Annotated in this window: 15 protein-coding genes; 8 read left to right on the top strand and 7 right to left on the bottom strand. The window is 54.4% G+C overall.

What is annotated here, in order from left to right; all coding sequences use genetic code 11:
- Positions 1-67: 67 nt before the first annotated feature.
- Positions 68-820 (top strand): polyphosphate--glucose phosphotransferase, encoded by a 753-nt coding sequence (gene ppgK, locus CDUR_RS07410; RefSeq protein WP_179417708.1) that lies wholly within the window; start codon positions 68-70, stop codon positions 818-820.
- Positions 821-1,138: 318 nt separating this feature from the next.
- Positions 1,139-2,773, top strand: coding sequence for an RNA polymerase sigma factor (locus CDUR_RS07415; protein WP_179417709.1), 1,635 nt, complete (start codon positions 1,139-1,141; stop codon positions 2,771-2,773).
- A gap of 84 nt (positions 2,774-2,857) precedes the next feature.
- On the opposite strand, the gene CDUR_RS07420 is transcribed toward CDUR_RS07415, so the two are convergent.
- The 4 genes from CDUR_RS07420 to CDUR_RS07435 form a co-directional block, all read right to left on the bottom strand.
- Positions 2,858-4,249: a DUF418 domain-containing protein gene (locus CDUR_RS07420; protein ID WP_179417710.1), complete on the bottom strand. Its 1,392-nt coding sequence runs from the start codon at positions 4,247-4,249 to the stop codon at positions 2,858-2,860.
- 173 nt (positions 4,250-4,422) lie between these two features.
- A complete protein-coding gene (locus CDUR_RS07425; protein WP_179417711.1) occupies positions 4,423-5,106 on the bottom strand; it encodes a DUF4190 domain-containing protein in 684 nt (227 codons plus the stop codon).
- Between the two features lie 118 nt (positions 5,107-5,224).
- The gene (locus CDUR_RS07430) at positions 5,225-6,940 is read right to left on the bottom strand and encodes a DEAD/DEAH box helicase (RefSeq protein WP_179417712.1); all 1,716 of its coding nucleotides are present in this window, start codon (positions 6,938-6,940) and stop codon (positions 5,225-5,227) included.
- Complete coding sequence (locus tag CDUR_RS07435) at positions 6,937-7,176, bottom strand: DUF3039 domain-containing protein (RefSeq protein WP_006063571.1); 240 nt, start codon at positions 7,174-7,176, stop codon at positions 6,937-6,939. Before CDUR_RS07435 ends, CDUR_RS07430 begins: the two co-directional genes overlap by 4 nt.
- A 145-nt stretch (positions 7,177-7,321) precedes the next feature.
- Between CDUR_RS07435 and CDUR_RS07440 the strand changes: the two genes are divergently transcribed.
- The 5 genes from CDUR_RS07440 to CDUR_RS07460 all read left to right on the top strand — a co-directional run bounded on the left by CDUR_RS07440 (position 7,322) and on the right by CDUR_RS07460 (position 11,815).
- Positions 7,322-7,756 (top strand): DUF3099 domain-containing protein, encoded by a 435-nt coding sequence (locus CDUR_RS07440; protein WP_179417713.1) that lies wholly within the window; start codon positions 7,322-7,324, stop codon positions 7,754-7,756.
- Between the two features lie 11 nt (positions 7,757-7,767).
- Positions 7,768-9,348: a DUF7782 domain-containing protein gene (locus CDUR_RS07445; protein ID WP_179417714.1), complete on the top strand. Its 1,581-nt coding sequence runs from the start codon at positions 7,768-7,770 to the stop codon at positions 9,346-9,348.
- Positions 9,345-9,779 (top strand): D-aminoacyl-tRNA deacylase, encoded by a 435-nt coding sequence (dtd, locus tag CDUR_RS07450; protein WP_179417715.1) that lies wholly within the window; start codon positions 9,345-9,347, stop codon positions 9,777-9,779. The genes CDUR_RS07445 and dtd overlap by 4 nt, the downstream gene beginning before the upstream one ends.
- A gap of 84 nt (positions 9,780-9,863) precedes the next feature.
- Entirely contained in the window at positions 9,864-10,853 is a 990-nt protein-coding gene (locus CDUR_RS07455; protein ID WP_179417716.1) for a sigma-70 family RNA polymerase sigma factor, read from the top strand.
- Between the two features lie 284 nt (positions 10,854-11,137).
- Positions 11,138-11,815 carry a metal-dependent transcriptional regulator gene (locus CDUR_RS07460; RefSeq protein ID WP_006063576.1) on the top strand — a complete coding sequence of 226 codons (678 nt, stop codon included), beginning with the start codon at positions 11,138-11,140 and terminating at the stop codon, positions 11,813-11,815.
- Between the two features lie 18 nt (positions 11,816-11,833).
- On the opposite strand, the gene CDUR_RS07465 is transcribed toward CDUR_RS07460, so the two are convergent.
- Positions 11,834-13,021 carry a DUF4192 domain-containing protein gene (locus tag CDUR_RS07465; RefSeq protein WP_179417717.1) on the bottom strand — a complete coding sequence of 396 codons (1,188 nt, stop codon included), beginning with the start codon at positions 13,019-13,021 and terminating at the stop codon, positions 11,834-11,836.
- 285 nt (positions 13,022-13,306) lie between these two features.
- On the opposite strand from CDUR_RS07465, the gene CDUR_RS07470 reads away from it, so the two are divergent.
- Positions 13,307-14,269 carry a PAC2 family protein gene (locus CDUR_RS07470; RefSeq protein WP_233452918.1) on the top strand — a complete coding sequence of 321 codons (963 nt, stop codon included), beginning with the start codon at positions 13,307-13,309 and terminating at the stop codon, positions 14,267-14,269.
- On the opposite strand, the gene CDUR_RS07475 is transcribed toward CDUR_RS07470, so the two are convergent.
- Both CDUR_RS07475 and CDUR_RS07480 read right to left on the bottom strand, forming a co-directional pair.
- Positions 14,270-15,013 (bottom strand): ABC transporter permease, encoded by a 744-nt coding sequence (locus tag CDUR_RS07475; RefSeq protein ID WP_006063580.1) that lies wholly within the window; start codon positions 15,011-15,013, stop codon positions 14,270-14,272.
- Positions 15,010-15,981: an ABC transporter ATP-binding protein gene (locus CDUR_RS07480; RefSeq protein ID WP_179417718.1), complete on the bottom strand. Its 972-nt coding sequence runs from the start codon at positions 15,979-15,981 to the stop codon at positions 15,010-15,012. The genes CDUR_RS07475 and CDUR_RS07480 overlap by 4 nt, the downstream gene beginning before the upstream one ends.
- Positions 15,982-15,994 lie beyond the last annotated feature (13 nt).

A 15,994-nucleotide genomic window follows, 5' to 3' on the forward strand; every position in this document is an offset into this window, starting at 1 on the left:
CCATTGTGTACCCACCCATGCATCTTTTCCATATCATTTCTGCCAACAATGTGGCTACAATGAGTGCATGAGCAAAATTGGTTTTGGCATTGACGTGGGCGGATCGGGCATCAAAGGGGCCCGAGTAGATCTAGAAACCGGCGAATTTGTCGGTGATCGCATCAAGATTCTTACCCCTAAACCCGCCACTACTGACGCCGTCGCAGAAACCATCGTTGCCATCCTGAACCAGGCTGGGTGGGATGGTCCCGTGGGCATCACCCTCCCCTCCGTGGTGAAGAACCAGCACGCACACACCGCCGCAAACATTGATCCAAGCTGGGTCAACACTGATCTCACCGAGCTTTTTTCCTGGCACCTTCCAGAACGTCGAGTCCATGTACTCAATGATGCCGATGCCGCCGGTCTTGCCGAGGTTAAGTTCGGCCACCCTGATGCTTCCCATGGCTCCGTCATCATGCTGACCTTTGGCACCGGCATCGGCTCAGCCTTCTTCCAAGATGGTGTCTTATTCCCTAACACCGAGTTGGGGCATCTCGCTTTCAAGAACTCTGAGGTGGAAAAATATGCCTCATCTGCCGTTAAAGATAACGAGGAACTTTCCTACACCCAATGGGCTAAACGAGTCTCAAAGGTTCTCACTGAGTTTGAGCGCCTGTTCTGGCCCTCGCTGTTCATCGCCGGTGGCGGTATTTCCCGCAAATCAGAAAAATGGATACCTAAACTGACATCCACAACGCCAGTCGTCGCTGCAGAACTACGCAATCGCGCAGGTATTGTTGGTGCAGCAATGGCTGTTGAACAGGGCCTCCTGCCCTAACCCAAAGGCCGGGCAACCTCAAAGAGAGTGGTTCTTATCACTCCCTTTGATGACGTGCGGTTTTTCCCACGAGGCCCCCTTATTTCAACCTCTATGGGAATGTTGCTATATACTGGTGTGTTGACCGTGGACAACAGTTGACCGTCGTTTCAGATTCGCCCCCGCCTTTTATGAGGCATTCAACCAGCATATTGGGTAGAAACACCGACGCGCTTAACTATTTCTCCCATCAGCATTGCCTACGCAATGCGTGGACATCGCGCCACGCGGGACGCAGGTGATGCCATATTGACGAGCAATTGAAGCGAAAGGGCGTACGTGGCAGCCACTGATCGTTCAGACTTGGCACAATCCGAGGGTGCAGCAAACTCCGCTCAAGGCACAGCTGTCAAAAAGACAGCTGCCAAAAAGTCAGCGGTAAAGAAAACTGCCCGCAAATCCGCGCGTAAGGCTTCACCCCGTGCGGCTCGTTCTGCTGCCGCAGACTCGGTGTCAACCCCAGAAACCACCGCCGATGCCGCTGAGGGAGCGGCCCCAGCGAAAAAGGCGGCAGTGAAAAAGACAGCCAAGAAGGCAGCAAAGAAAACTGCCAAAAAAACGGCGAAAAAGACAACCCGCAAATCCGCAGCGAAAAAGACAGCCGTCAAGAAAACCTCTCCCAAGAAGGTTGCGGCCAAAAAAGCTGATGACGCTGTTGTTGATGAAATTGTGGATAGTACAACACTTGACGCCTCCGCTGACAGCATGGGTGACGAGCAAGACTTCGACGGCGCCATTGATAATGATGGCATTGATACGGACAGCATCGACGATGACGACGATGCTGACTTCCTGGGTAACCCCCTGCCCGCCGACGATGATCACGAAGATATTGACGACGATCTTGATGACATGGGCGACCGCTCGGCAACTGAGGACAGCGACTCTGAAGACGAGGATGACGACGGATCCTCAGTGTGGGACGAGGATGAGTCCGCCGCGCTACGTCAAGCCCGAAAAGATGCGGAACTGACAGCCTCGGCCGACTCTGTGCGCGCCTATCTCAAGCAGATAGGTAAAGTGGCGCTGCTCAACGCTGAGCAGGAAGTATCACTGGCTAAGCGCATTGAGGCTGGTCTCTACGCCACCTACCGCATGGAACAGATGGAGGAGGCGTACGCCGCTGGCGACAAAGATGCCAAGCTTACCCCTGCAGTGAAACGCGATCTGCGCGCCATCGCACGCGACGGCCGTAAAGCCAAAAACCATCTGTTGGAGGCAAACCTCCGTCTGGTGGTGAGCCTGGCTAAGCGCTACACCGGTCGTGGCATGGCCTTCCTGGACCTGATTCAAGAAGGAAACCTGGGTCTGATCCGCGCCGTCGAAAAATTCGATTACACAAAGGGCTACAAATTCTCGACGTACGCCACGTGGTGGATTCGGCAGGCCATTACTCGTGCGATGGCTGACCAGGCACGCACGATCCGCATTCCGGTACACATGGTGGAAGTCATTAACAAACTTGGCCGCATCCAGCGTGAACTTCTTCAGGATTTAGGCCGCGAACCGACCCCCTACGAGCTGTCCAAAGAAATGGACATCACAGAGGAGAAGGTTCTGGAAATCCAACAGTACGCACGTGAACCCATCTCGCTTGATCAGACCATTGGCGATGAAGGAGATAGCCAGCTGGGCGACTTCATTGAAGACTCCGAAGCGGTTGTCGCCGTGGATGCGGTGTCGTTCACCCTTCTGCAGGATCAACTGCAGGACGTGTTGCACACGCTGTCGGACCGCGAAGCCGGCGTGGTGAAGCTCCGCTTCGGACTTACCGATGGCATGCCTCGCACCTTGGACGAAATCGGCCAGGTCTACGGTGTGACCCGCGAACGTATCCGCCAGATCGAATCAAAGACAATGTCTAAGCTACGCCACCCATCACGCTCCCAGGTACTGCGTGACTACCTAGAGTGACGCTCCTTGCTTGCGCAACAGAACCCGCCACCTGCTTTACGATTGAGGGTGGCGGGTTCTGTTATCCAAAGAAGACTCACGTAGCTAGCGATCAACTGGCGGTTGAAAATGCCCCGGCCGTGGTGCAGGCGTTGATGGCCCATCATGATGGGAGGCGTAGGGCTGCACATGCAGGGGCTGCATCGGTGCAATCAGACCTCCTGGATACTGGCTGTACAATCCATTTTTGCCATAAGACAACCGCCGATGCACCGCTTCAAAGGGGCCAGGTTTACCGAGAAGTTCCATGATCCACGCTGCGAAAAGGGTCACGAGCCAGACGCCGATAGCGATAATTGTGCTAAAAAACGCTCCTCTATCATGTCCATAGTTCAGTATAAATGGTGCCGTGATGATGAAGAAGACAATACTTTGCAGCAGATAGCCAGTCATTGAACGCTTACCCAAAGCACATATCATGCGAACAAACAACGGAATCTTCGGTGTTTCCCCCTGTTGGCCTCCGGCGTTAATTCGACGCTGTAGTGGAAGCGTAGCAAGCGCAGCCATGGCAACAAAACCGGGTCCAGTATAAATTCCAATCATGGTATTCATCAGCGCAAAGGAAGAATTCACTTTATTGGAAAAAACACCAATATCACTAAAACCAAGAGGCATACCAATACCTATGATAATAAAACCCGATACAAAAGCAGCAATAAGAAGTTGCTTTTTAAATTCCTCAACGCGGCCAAGAACATTATGCCTCGCTGCAACGAACCCTAGAATCATCACCGGGATAAGAGGTGCCACAACCAGAAAAAAGATGATCGCTTGAGCCAGCAAAGCAAGAGCACCTGTCTGCAAAACCTCAGGATACGTGTTAGCTATTCCTGATTGAGTTTGGGCAAGAAATGAGTTTTGCGAGTTGCTGTTAGAAATATTAGTGATGCTATCAGAGAAGATCGCTACCAGTATAGCACCCGCCACGGCAAAAACCACCCAAAAGGCAGCAACGCCTCCAGCTATCCACAACATTACCTTGTCTGACACCCCGATCATCAGCCCCAATAAAATGCCTACACAACCATAGAGAAACATGATGTCACCAAAAAATATGAACACCATATGAAACGCCCCGAAAAGGGCGAGGAATCCGTAGCGTCGTGCAAGCACGCCTCGCGCTTTTCCGATGGGATATTGCTTGCGATATAAGCTCATGGCAATCATCCCAACGCCATACCCCATCAGCGTTGCAAACATGGGCAATCCACGAACATGGACGAACATATTTTCCAGAACAATAGTCACTTTATCCCACACACTATTATTCAAGATCCCGCCTGACGATGCGCCAGGCAGCGGTGCTCGAGGCGACAACCATGCAGTTGTAACGTTCGCCATCGCAATGCCCAGCAACGTTAATCCACGAGCGAAATCAGGTGCTATTAGTCGTGTTGCTGGTTCAGTACCTTGTTGCGTGGGTAATACTGACATTTCATTCCTCTAATTTTGCTTTTATGGCAACGCACAGTCAAGGATACTCTTCCACCTAAGCAACTCAAGAGCAACTGATGGAAGAAAAACTGCACGCACCCAACATTAAAGCGATTGGGCACGTGCAGCCATGTCCACTGCTATGCGCAATAATTATACGAGCCAGCTAAATACTAGCCACCTAAGGCGTCTTGTACGGCATCATTAATGCACTGCTGCTGCGCCGATGAGTTAGTAGGGTAATCATTTTGGCATTTCTGGATTGCTTCGCCAGAATTTGCCATTAAAATAGAGAAGCCAATGATCCCTATAACAAAAAGTGCTGTTGTAAGGCCAGAGATGATCAAAGATGCAACGGACATGCCCATGCGACGATAGGGACCTTGAATTTTCTTGGCCCTCAGAACCGCAATAATACTAAGAATTAAGCCGACGAGCGCGGGTAGCCATGCTATGATTAGGCCAATGATGCTGATAGCAAATACAATTGCGGCAATGGACAGTCCCAGCGCCCACGGCGCTAGCGTATTTCTTTCCTGAATTTCAACACCGCCATACGCAGGTGCACTGGGATATCCCCCGGCACCATATGAGCCAGAAGTATTTTCTGCACCCGGGTAACTGGGGTACCCAGTGCCCGCTGGTTGTGCACTTGGCTGACCAAAATCTTGTTGACCGTATCCCTGCTGGCCGGATGTTGCTTGGCTGTACTCTGGCCCAGAACTACCTTGGCCAAATTCCTGGCCGTAGTTTTGCTGTCCAGCCTGGTAGCCACCATTGGCAGCGCCGGTGTTCTGGGGATCGTTGGAGCCATAAGGCTGCCCAGTGGATCCGTACGGGTTATCTGGTGTGCTCATACATATCCTTTCGGGATGTGGTTCAAATAAAACTGTTCGACAATTTTCGCGAGGAATGTGGCCAACAGCACTTGAACCTTCGTGCACGCACCACTCTACCAATTGTTAGGGTATGATCCTACCAACTGCGTAGATAGGCGATTCTGTCTCGGAGCTGTTGTGCGGTGCACATAGCTGTTGGAGGGCCGCCGCAGTTGCGGCGTGCCTCGTTATGAATAGCCCCATGTGGCCGTCCGGTACGCGAGGACATAATCGATACTATTGCGTTGAGTTCTTTGCGTAGTTTCGGAATTTCATCACTCGCCACAGCAGATTCCGTCTCGGCAGTAGCTGGTGTTGACGCGGCTTGTTTTTGTTGTTCTTCACGTTTTTTCCGTTCCTCATCGGCCCGAGCTTCCACTTGATCAGCTTGGCGCTGTTTGAGCAGGGCACGCATTTGCTCGGCGTCGAGAAGCCCGGGTAACCCTAGGTAGTCTGCTTCTTCTTCCGAGTTGACCATCGCACCTGTGCCGTAGGTGGAGCCGTCGTAAATGAGTGAATCGAGTTCCGCTTCAGCGCCAAGGGATTCGTAGGTGGGTGTGTCGTCCGGTTCGTTTTCTTCTTTGTTTGCCTGGACAAGGAGTTCGTCGTCCCAGCCCTCTTTGATGCGATCAGGCTTTCCAAGGACGTGATCGCGCGATGTTTCCAGACGCGCTGCCAGATCCAACAGAACCGGGACGGATGGTAGGAACACAGATGCAGTCTCGCCGGGCATTCTGGATCGAACAAAGCGACCAATGGCTTGTGCGAAAAACAGCGGGGTAGACGCAGAGGTGGCGTAGACACCGACGGCAAGTCGGGGAACGTCGACACCTTCGGAGACCATGCGCACGGCGACCATCCATTCGTGGGTAGAGTTGGAGAACTCTTCAATCCTGTCTGACGCTCCTTCCTCGTCGGAAAGGATTACCGCCACTGGCGTGGACGACAATTTTTCCAGGATTTTGGCGTAGGCACGTGCGGTGGTTTTATCAGTTGCTATCACCAATCCACCCGCATCAGGCATATGTTTGCGCAGTTGGAGAAGTCGCGTATGAGCGGCCTGCAAAACTGCGGGAATCCAGTCGCCACGCGGGTCGAGGGCGGTTTTCCACGCGCGGGCCGTTTGCTCGGCGTTGAGGGGTTCACCAAGGCGCGCGGCGTACTCCTCCCCCGCACTGGTACGCCAGCGGGCTTCACCTGAGTAGGCGAGGAAGACAACGGGGCGCACCACGCCGTCGGCAAGCGCGTCGGAGTACCCGTAGGTGTGGTCGGCTTTGGATTTCAGGTAGCCTTCGCCGTCATCTTCGTAGCGGACAAACGGAATGGCCGCGTCGTCGGAACGGAAGGGCGTTCCCGTGAGGGCTAGCCTGCGTTCCACGTCCGCGTAGGCGGTGCGAATGCCATCGCCCCAGCTTTTTGCGTCTCCACCGTGGTGAATTTCGTCCAGGATCACCAAGGTACGTCGCGCGGTGGCCACAGCATAGTGCTTATAGGGGTGCATGGCTACTTGGGCGTAGGTGACCACAATGCCGTCATATTGCGGGTTGACCACGCCGTTGGCATTGGTGAAATGCGGGTCCAACGCCAGCCCCGCCCGTGCCGCAGCGTGGGACCACTGTATTTTCAGGTGCTCTGTGGGCACCACGACAATCACACGGTCAACGGTCCTGTTGTTTTTCAGCTCGGTAGCCACTCGCAGCGCAAAAGTGGTTTTACCGGCACCTGGGGTCGCCACCGCAAGGAAATCCTTGGGGCGGTTCATCAAGTATTTTGTTAGCGCTGCGCGCTGCCAAGCGCGTAGATTACCACTCACTTCTTGCGCAGACCTCGGTAAATGCGTTCACAGTCGGGGCACACAGGCGAACCTGGTTTCGCTTGCTTGGTGACGGGAAATGTCTCACCGCAGAGGGCTACGACCATGTTTCCAGTCACTGCAGATTCGACGATTTGATTCTTTTTAACGTAGTGAAAAAACTTTGGGGTGTCATCGCTTGTGGCGTTGTCTTCCCTGACATCTGGGCGCTCGATGGTCTGCGTTGTCGTACTCACCTAAACCATAATGCCCCAACACCCACCCCTGTGGCACCCTGAGACGAGCATAAGGGATAAAGTTGGGAGTGCGGCGGGTGGTGTACCTGCGCTTTCCGCCCTTATTGAGTCCCTCGATCCACCCAGGTTTAGGCATATTCACCTCATGTTTTCTCACCTGTTTCACCTGCTTCGCAGCCGCACACGCCACCGTGCGGGACGTCGCAATCAGGTAGAACTCATTACCGACGCTCGTCAGTCCCCACTGGAGAACTGGCAGTACCGTCGCACCATGTACAACTGGCTGCAGGGGTCACGCATCCCTATTTTGCTTACCGCTGGCGCGGTGTACTGGTTGTGGGAAAATTGGGTAATCACGGGCATATTGTTCCTCATTTCCGTGCCACTGCCTTGGATCGCTGTGGTGATTGCTAATGGCGTGGGGCAACCCCGCGACCCGCGACGTCCACAGGTATATAAGCCTCAGATGGCTCGTGAACAGGCTCGACAGGCGGCACATGCGGCGCTAGAGTCTGAGAAGCAAAAAGAACTACCGGGGGTTGTTGACCACAACACTGATGGCAACGCTGCTGAGCACTAGACTCGGGGGTTGTGCGTACTGTTTTAACCTCCGCCGCCACCCAGCTTGTTGAACTGTTTCGTTCACACAACTTCACCGCATCAGCTATCGCTCATCGCCTCGGAACAGGCGCGCACGCTGCGCTTTTTCGCGGCGAGCCTGCCGCAGTCCGACGCGTAGCCAGTGACGACACGGCGTTCGATTTTTTCGTCCGCTCTTTTCTCCTTCATGACATGGCCCCCACCAGTGAGTGGGTCCGGTGGCTTGGTCAGCCGCTTGTCGACGCCCTGACTACCGCATGCTCGCTGGAACCGTACGGCACCAGCGACGACGCATTAGATCCGACGCTGCGCTGCGTGATCGACATTCGCCCACATGTCATCGCTGGACATGATCGGTGGATATTCTCTGATGCTGATGCCACCATGGCTGGACACATTCCAGGTAAAGATCATGTGCTTGGTGTTGGGTTGGCGTCGTTGTCACTGGCTCAGTCCGTGCCTTCATCACCAGTGAAGTCTTTACTTGATGTAGGGACCGGCTGCGGAATTCAGCTGCTGGCACAATCAGACGCGGCAGCCCAGTTAACTGGGACAGATATTCATCCACGTGCCCTCGATTACGCTGAGGCGACATGCACGGCTGCGGGCCTCCCACATGCCGATTTGCTGGAGGGAGCGTGGTTTGAGCCGGTGAGAGGGCGTCGATACGAACGGATCGTGTCAAACCCACCGTTTGTCGTCGGATTGCCTGAGGTGGGGCATGTGTACCGAGACTCGGGATTGAGCCTTGACGGTGCGAGTCAGCTGATGATCTCCCAAGCCCCAGAACACCTGACTGTTGGCGGGACAGCACATCTTGTTGCTGCATGGGTACATAAAGAGGGGGAATCCTGGCAACAACGTGTGGCATCGTGGCTACCTGACCATGGTGTGGTGGCGTGGATATTGCAGCGTGATGTTGTTGATCCTGAGCTGTATGTAGGCACGTGGCTTCGTGACGAGTCCCTGGATCCGCGTGATCCTATCGTCGCGGAGCAAGCAACCGCCTGGCTGAACTTTTTCCACGAGCAGTCGGTTACAGGCATCGGATTTGGTTATGTGGCGATCCAGCGGGTGGGTTCTCTTGATGACGGCTCACAGCCATCAGAGGTTGTCGCCGAGGAGCTTCACCACGATTTTTCCGATCCGCTGGGTCCAGAGGTTGAGGATTACTTTGTTCGGAGTGCCTGGTTGCGAAACACAACCATGGACGATATTGCACATAGCCAGCTGGCAGTTCGTCCTGGTGTGGCCATTGAACATGTTGATGTCACTAGCGACATCAACTCCGGTTTCTCCCCTGCGGTAGTGCGCGTCACGCGAACAGATGGGCCGCGTTGGTCTCACGATATTGATGAGCATCTTGCAGCCATACTCGCAGGGCTTAACCCCCATGGGCTAAACCTAGAGGAAACGGCATCGCTCTATTTTCTTAGCCAGGGAATTGATGTTTCACCAGTGCTGATGAACGATGTGATAGCCGCCATTGTGGATCTTTTACGTCACGGAATAGTGCTGCCATCAGACCTGCTTGAACTTGACACAGCACCCCATGGAAAGTCCGAAGCATGAGGGCCGTGTTGACGCGCGTTAGTTCTGCACAGGTGACAGTAGACGGTGTTGTGGTTGGTGCAATTGACTGCCCCGAGACCTGCGGGATCTTGGCGCTTATCGGTGTCACCCATGACGACGGTCCAGATGCTTGCGACACGATGGTGCGTAAAATCGCCGAACTGCGTATTTTGCCGGACGAAAAGTCAGTCACCGACGTGGGTGCACCAGTACTGGTGGTCAGCCAGTTCACCTTGTACGGAAGGACAGCGAAAGGTCGGCGCCCGTCGTGGTCAGATGCAGCGCCTGGCAATGTTGCTGAACCACTGGTTGATCGCATTATTCGGGGATTACAGACACGAGGTATTGCAGTGTCTACAGGCGTGTTCGGAGCGATGATACAGGTCACTTCGACAAACGAAGGGCCTTTTACTGTGATAGTTGAGTGTTAAAAAAAAATTTTTTCCGCTGTGGGAACAAACTTCCTGTCCTGTCCGTTAAACGCACTGAGACCGACGATCAGCAGGAGGCATAGCATGACTTTACCGTCCACACAGGATTTTGATGCTGAGGAGATCGACCGCGGCAGTCGCCAAGGGCAAACAAATGATAACCCTTCCGCTGACTTAGTGCGTGTTTACCTGAACGGGATCGGCAAAACTGCGCTCCTGACTGCGGAGGATGAAGTGCAGCTGGCGCAAACCATTGAGGTTGGTTTGTATGCAGAGCACTTGTTGGAAAATTCGGAGGACCCCCTTACTCGCGCCATGAAACGCGACCTTAAGGTTCTGGCTCGCCAAGGGAAGCACGCCCGTTCACACCTGTTGGAGGCAAATCTTCGCCTTGTAGTCAGCCTAGCCAAACGCTACACCGGTCGTGGAATGCCATTGCTTGACCTTATTCAGGAAGGCAATCTTGGTTTGATTAGGGCGATGGAGAAGTTCGACTACACCAAAGGTTTCAAGTTCTCTACGTATGCAACCTGGTGGATCCGACAAGCCATCACCCGTGGGATGGCCGATCAGTCCCGCACTATTCGCCTTCCTGTGCATTTGGTGGAGCAGGTAAACAAGCTGTCCCGCATCAAGCGGGAGCTTTACCAAAACCTCGGGCGTGAGGCGACTAATGAAGAACTAGCTGAAGAGTCTGGCATTGATGAATCCAAGATTGAGCTTCTGCTCCGCCAGTCTCGTGATCCGGTGAGCTTGGACATGCCGGTGGGAGCCGATGAGGAAGCGCCGCTGGGTGATTTTATTGAAGATTCTGAGGCAACGGATGCGGAGGCAGCCGTTGTGGCATCTCTGCGGCATTCGGATATCCGCTCAGTGCTAGCCTCCCTGGAGGTGCGTGAGCAGGAGGTTATTAGTCTACGCTACGGGCTTGACGACGGCGTGCCACGCACCCTGGATCAGATCGGACGGAAGTTCGGATTGTCTCGCGAGCGTGTTCGCCAAATCGAACGCGAAGTGATGAGCAAATTGCGCGATGGTGAGCGTGCAGAGAAACTGCGAGAGTACGCAACGTAGTTTTTCTTGCCCATTATGGCTGGCCTCCCCTATTTTTAGGCGAGGCTAGCCATTCCTTATTGTTTTACTGCGTTACACACCCTGATTATTGCTATCTTTGCAGCTCACAGCATCGCTGCTGGACCACTTGGGTCGGCGTTGGATGTTTAGTTTTGCGACACATAGAGATTGGCTCTTTTACATAACCGTCCAGACACGGCACGCCGTTCTGGTTTGCCTACACGACTTTTCCATTAATGTATAGATTAAGTAGTGATTGAGTTCCACAAGAAGGGTCTAGTTCCGTGAAAGACTTAGTAGACACCACCGAGATGTACCTCCGCACCATCTACGAGCTGGAGGAAGAAGGCGTCACACCACTGCGGGCACGCATTGCGGAACGGCTTGAACAGTCTGGACCAACCGTCAGTCAGACCGTCGCCCGTATGGAACGTGATGGCTTAGTGGTGGTCGCTCCCGACCGTAGCCTGCAGATGACTGATAAAGGTCGCAGGCTGGCAACCGCCGTGATGCGCAAGCACCGTCTTGCCGAGCTGCTGCTGACTGACATCATTGGCTTGGATATTCACCGCGTCCACGCCGAAGCGTGCCGCTGGGAACATGTGATGAGCGACGAGGTGGAACAATGCCTTGTATCCAAGCTGGATAATATCGAGCGTTCTCCTTTTGGCAACCCGATCCCAGGCTTAAGTGACCTCGGTATTGAATCCCCAGACATTCTGCCTGGAAAGCGCATCATTGACCTCCCCGAAGACACCCCGATCAAGGCTCGCGTGGTTCAAATCAACGAGATCTTGCAGGTTGATGATAAGCAGTTCAATGCCTTATCCTCCGCAGGCATCATGGTTGGCTCCGATATTGAGGTCAGCCACCACAATGGTGTGGTGCAACTTCTTCATAAGGACAACGCCGTTGAACTCGACGAGGACTTAAGCCACGCCATTCGCATCGAAGAGCGATAACCGGTCACCTTTTGCTTATCACGCCGCCCCCTCTGCGCGCTGCGCAGGGTGGGTGTATTTTTCACGCAACGTCACGCTTCCGGCAAGGCAGGCTTTGAGCATCTGATCACACAGCCCCGCGTAAAATCCTTTCATAAGCAGGTCAGCTAGGCCGTGGTCACTTTTCGCCTCCAATGCGCACCGCACTGCCGGAACTGTGCGTACCCGGTATCCGCATTGCGACGCCGCGAGAGCATAACTACACAGGGCATTGGCCCGCAGTTCACCAGTAAAACACCGCCCAACTGCCAATGCCAGTTCCATAAAAGCCCGGGTGGTTCCTGGAGCTATTGAGTCGTTAACGCTGCGGTCTGCGGCAACTAAAGCGACGTCGCGAAGCAACGGATGAGCAAAGAACACAGCACCGTTGATGAGTAGTTCGGTGTCTGCCGCAATGGCTTCTGCAAGGTCGCAGTTGGCAATTACTTCGGCATCGCAGTCGTTGATCGTGTCCCGCACGGCAGCGAGGACTTCCCACAGTTCATCCATTGCCGCAGCAAATGTCCCTGAGCTTTCCGGGGTATGGGCCTCGGCGAGGTCGGCGAGCGATTGCGCCATTTCCGTAATCTGTTTTTGCACAACATGGGCTTCAATGTCGTCGTCAAAGGCGTGGATTGGTTGAAAATGGTCTAGCATGTCGGTTCGAGTAATGTCGGGCAGCATGCCCTTGCTAAGAAGATCCCGCGTTGATGCAGCACTGGCCACTGGTGCGATACATCCGGCATCCCAGTTGTCACGTCCGGTTGTTGCAGGTCCCACGTCATGTTGTGTGAGGCCGAAAACCCTGCGATAAGGCTCACCAGTGTAGAGCGACGGAGTTGCCCACACAGCAGCGAGTGGAGCGTCATGGTCGCGAGCGATGGCGCAGAGGCTACGAACGTAATCCTGAGCGCATGGTGCAGAGTTGGAATCACTGTAGATCCCATTGTCAATGATGAAACCAAAGATCAGGTCCGTGCTCATGGTGAGATTGCGGAGAATGTCTGCGATGGCGTCCGTCCGGTTGCTGTCTGTGCGAAATAGCGGTCCGAGAACATATTTTCCCGGCTGCTGTGTGGACTCACTTCTGTGAAACCCTGCGAGGACAATGGATTTCTCGGGGTAGAACCCGAGTATCCCTGGCAGGTTGGCAAACATATCTGCTGGCGTGCAAAGTGTAGAAGTCATGCTTCCACTGTGACGTAGTGCGTTTGGTTGCTGCTGTGGCTTCTGTTCTTCCTGTGGATAACATCGTCTTCTTCTGAGTTATCCACAACGCGTGATCCGATCGGACTGCACGGTGCGGGTAGGCTGGTGGTGCGGCCGTGTATGCGTAGCGTCCGATGACGTTCAGACAAGGCATCATAAAATGTGCGTTGCAGGGAATCTTTCGGCGGTGTGGAAAGTTGTGTTAATTATGGGCACATTTATGTAACACCATGTAAGACCGTGTAACACCGAAGGAGGATCATCATGTCACAGGAACAACCACGTATGTACGAACTGGAATATCCATCCCCAGATATGTCGGCCAGCGACACTGAGGGTCCAACCCTCATTGTTGCTTTACAAGGCTACGCCGATGCCGGACAGGCCATTGATGCCAGTGCGCAACACATTCTGGCTGCCCTGGAACATGGTCTAGTGGCATCGTTTAATAACGATGAGTTAGTGGACTACCGTTCCAGGCGCCCTACCGTCGTGCTGGATCATAACCGCATCGCTGACGTGGATCCATTAGAGATCGGGCTTCATGTTGTCCGAGATAACGCTGGGAAGCCATTTTTGCTGTTGACTGGACCCGAGCCAGATATGCGCTGGTCGGCTTTTACTAAAGCAGTGGCTGATCTTGCTGAGCGTTTCGGCGTGTCTCAGACGTTGTGCCTGTATTCCGCGCCGATGGCCGTACCACATACTCGGCCGTTAGTGGTTACTGCTCATGGAAATATCCCTGAGCTCACTGGTAAGCATTTCACCTTGGATTCTAGGATCCACATTCCCGGCGCGGCATCGTTAATGTTGGAGCGCACTTTAGATGAGCGCGGCAAGAATGTTGGTGGGCTCACGGCTCATGTGCCGCATTATTTGGCCGCGTCGGACTATCCGTTGGCTACTCTACGGTTATTGGAATCGCTGAGTGACGATGCCGGGCTTTCTATTCCTTTGGGCACGTTGCAGGCAGACGCTGATCGCGTCATGCAGCAGTTGAGTTCGCAGATTGACGACGCCCCGGAAATTCACCAGGTAGTGCGGGCGCTGGAGCAGCAGTACGACCGTGAGCTGGAGCGTTATGAAGCGTCCCAAGAGTCAGCCGCCTTGGACTTTGAAGCGATTCCTTCTGGTGAAGCACTCGGCGAAGCGTTTGAGCAGTTCTTGGCCACCTTTGATCCACCAAACGATTCGGACAGCTTGGAAAACGGCGATAGCGATAAGTAGCTATTCACGGTTAATTGCTGCAATCCCGACGGCGATGCCCACTCCGGCGAGGGTTACTGCGGAGAGCACACCGTAAAGTATGGCCTGGTCGCTAGTGAGTCCTTGATCAAGCAGTATGCGCAGGGCTTGGACGAGCCAGTTGGCCGGGTTGACGGTAGCCGCGGTGCGCATCCACTGTGGCCCATAATCAAGTGGGATGAGCAGTCCGGACAGTATCAGCAGGGGGAAGATCAGGGTTTGTTGGACTCCCCAGAACAGCCAGTCGTGGTTTTTGCTGGCCAGCGCTAGCGCGTAGGAGAGAGCACCGAGTCCCACACCAAAGATGGCCAAGAGAATGACGCCGAGAATAAAACCGGATACGGTGACGTGGTAGCCGAATGGTAGTGCAACCAGCACAATAATGAGGGCCTGCACCGCGGTGGGCAGTAGTTCCTTGCATGCCCGCCCGATCAAGAGCGACGATCGGGAAAGCGGCGCGACGAGGGTGCGTTCGTGGGCACCGCTCATCATGTCGTAGAGCAGGTTTGATCCAGTGGCACCACTGCCGAAGAGCACAATCATGACCAGGACTCCTGGGACGAACCAACGTAACGTCTCCCCCGCTGGCTGCCCAGATTGTCCCACGAGTAGTGGGCCAAATATCCCGAGGAAAACCAGGGGTTGGACGAGACTGAAGATGAGGCTGAAAGGGTCTCTAAGTAATGGTCTGAGTTCTCGTACACAAACGTTCCAGGTGTCTTTCATGAGTGGTCTCCTGATTCGCGAAGTGACGTTCCGGTAAGTGCTAGGAACACGTCGTCAAGGGTGGGTGGCACAGCGGTGACGCGTCGAACGGGAATGTCCGCAGCGTCGAAAAGCGCCAGTAGTTGTGGTAGGGCCTGACACCCATGAACTGCGGTGAGTGTGATGGTGGTGGTATCCACAGTGAGGCTGGAGGAATCGGGTACGACTTGCTTGACGATGCCTACCGCACGCTGGATGTCTGCAAGGTTCATCAGGTCAAGGGTCAGGATGTCGCCCGCATAGCGTTGTTTCAACATGGTGGCGGGGGCGTCGGCAATGATGTGCCCCTTGTCCATGACCATGATGCGTTCAGCGTACTGGTCTGCCTCTTCCAGATAGTGCGTGGTGACGAAAACGGTGGTGCCGTAATGTTCGCGCAGATTGGTGATGTGTTTCCACAGGTTGGCGCGGCTTTGCGGGTCGAGGCCGGTGGAGGGTTCGTCAAGGAAGATGAGCTGTGGGGAATGCATGAGACCCAGAGCTATGTCGAGTCGCCGCCGTTGACCACCAGAGAGGCGTTGGACGGTGGTGCGCACGCAGGATTCGAGTCCCAGCGTTGTGATCAAGTCATCCGCACGTGTCCTGGCTGCGGCCGTGGACATCCCGTAAAAGGCACCTTGACTGACCAGTTCGTCGCGGACGCGTTGTGGCAGGCTGCCGCTGCTGTTCTGGCCCACATAGCCGATGTGTGCGCGTACCTTGTGTGGCTGGGTCCGTGTGTTGTAACCACACACGATTGCCTCACCGCTGGAGGGCGCGATCAGGGTGGTGAGCATGCGTATCGACGTCGTTTTGCCCGCGCCGTTCGGCCCGAGGAACGCCACCATTTCACCCTGCTGTACCGCAAAGTTCAGGTCTGTAACCGAATTGGTTGTAGCTTTGGCGAAACGCTTGGTCAGATTATGCGTTTCAATGATGGATTCTGACATGCCCCGCACGCTA

It is taken from the genome of Corynebacterium durum, assembly GCF_030408675.1.
Lineage (GTDB): Bacteria > Actinomycetota > Actinomycetes > Mycobacteriales > Mycobacteriaceae > Corynebacterium > Corynebacterium durum.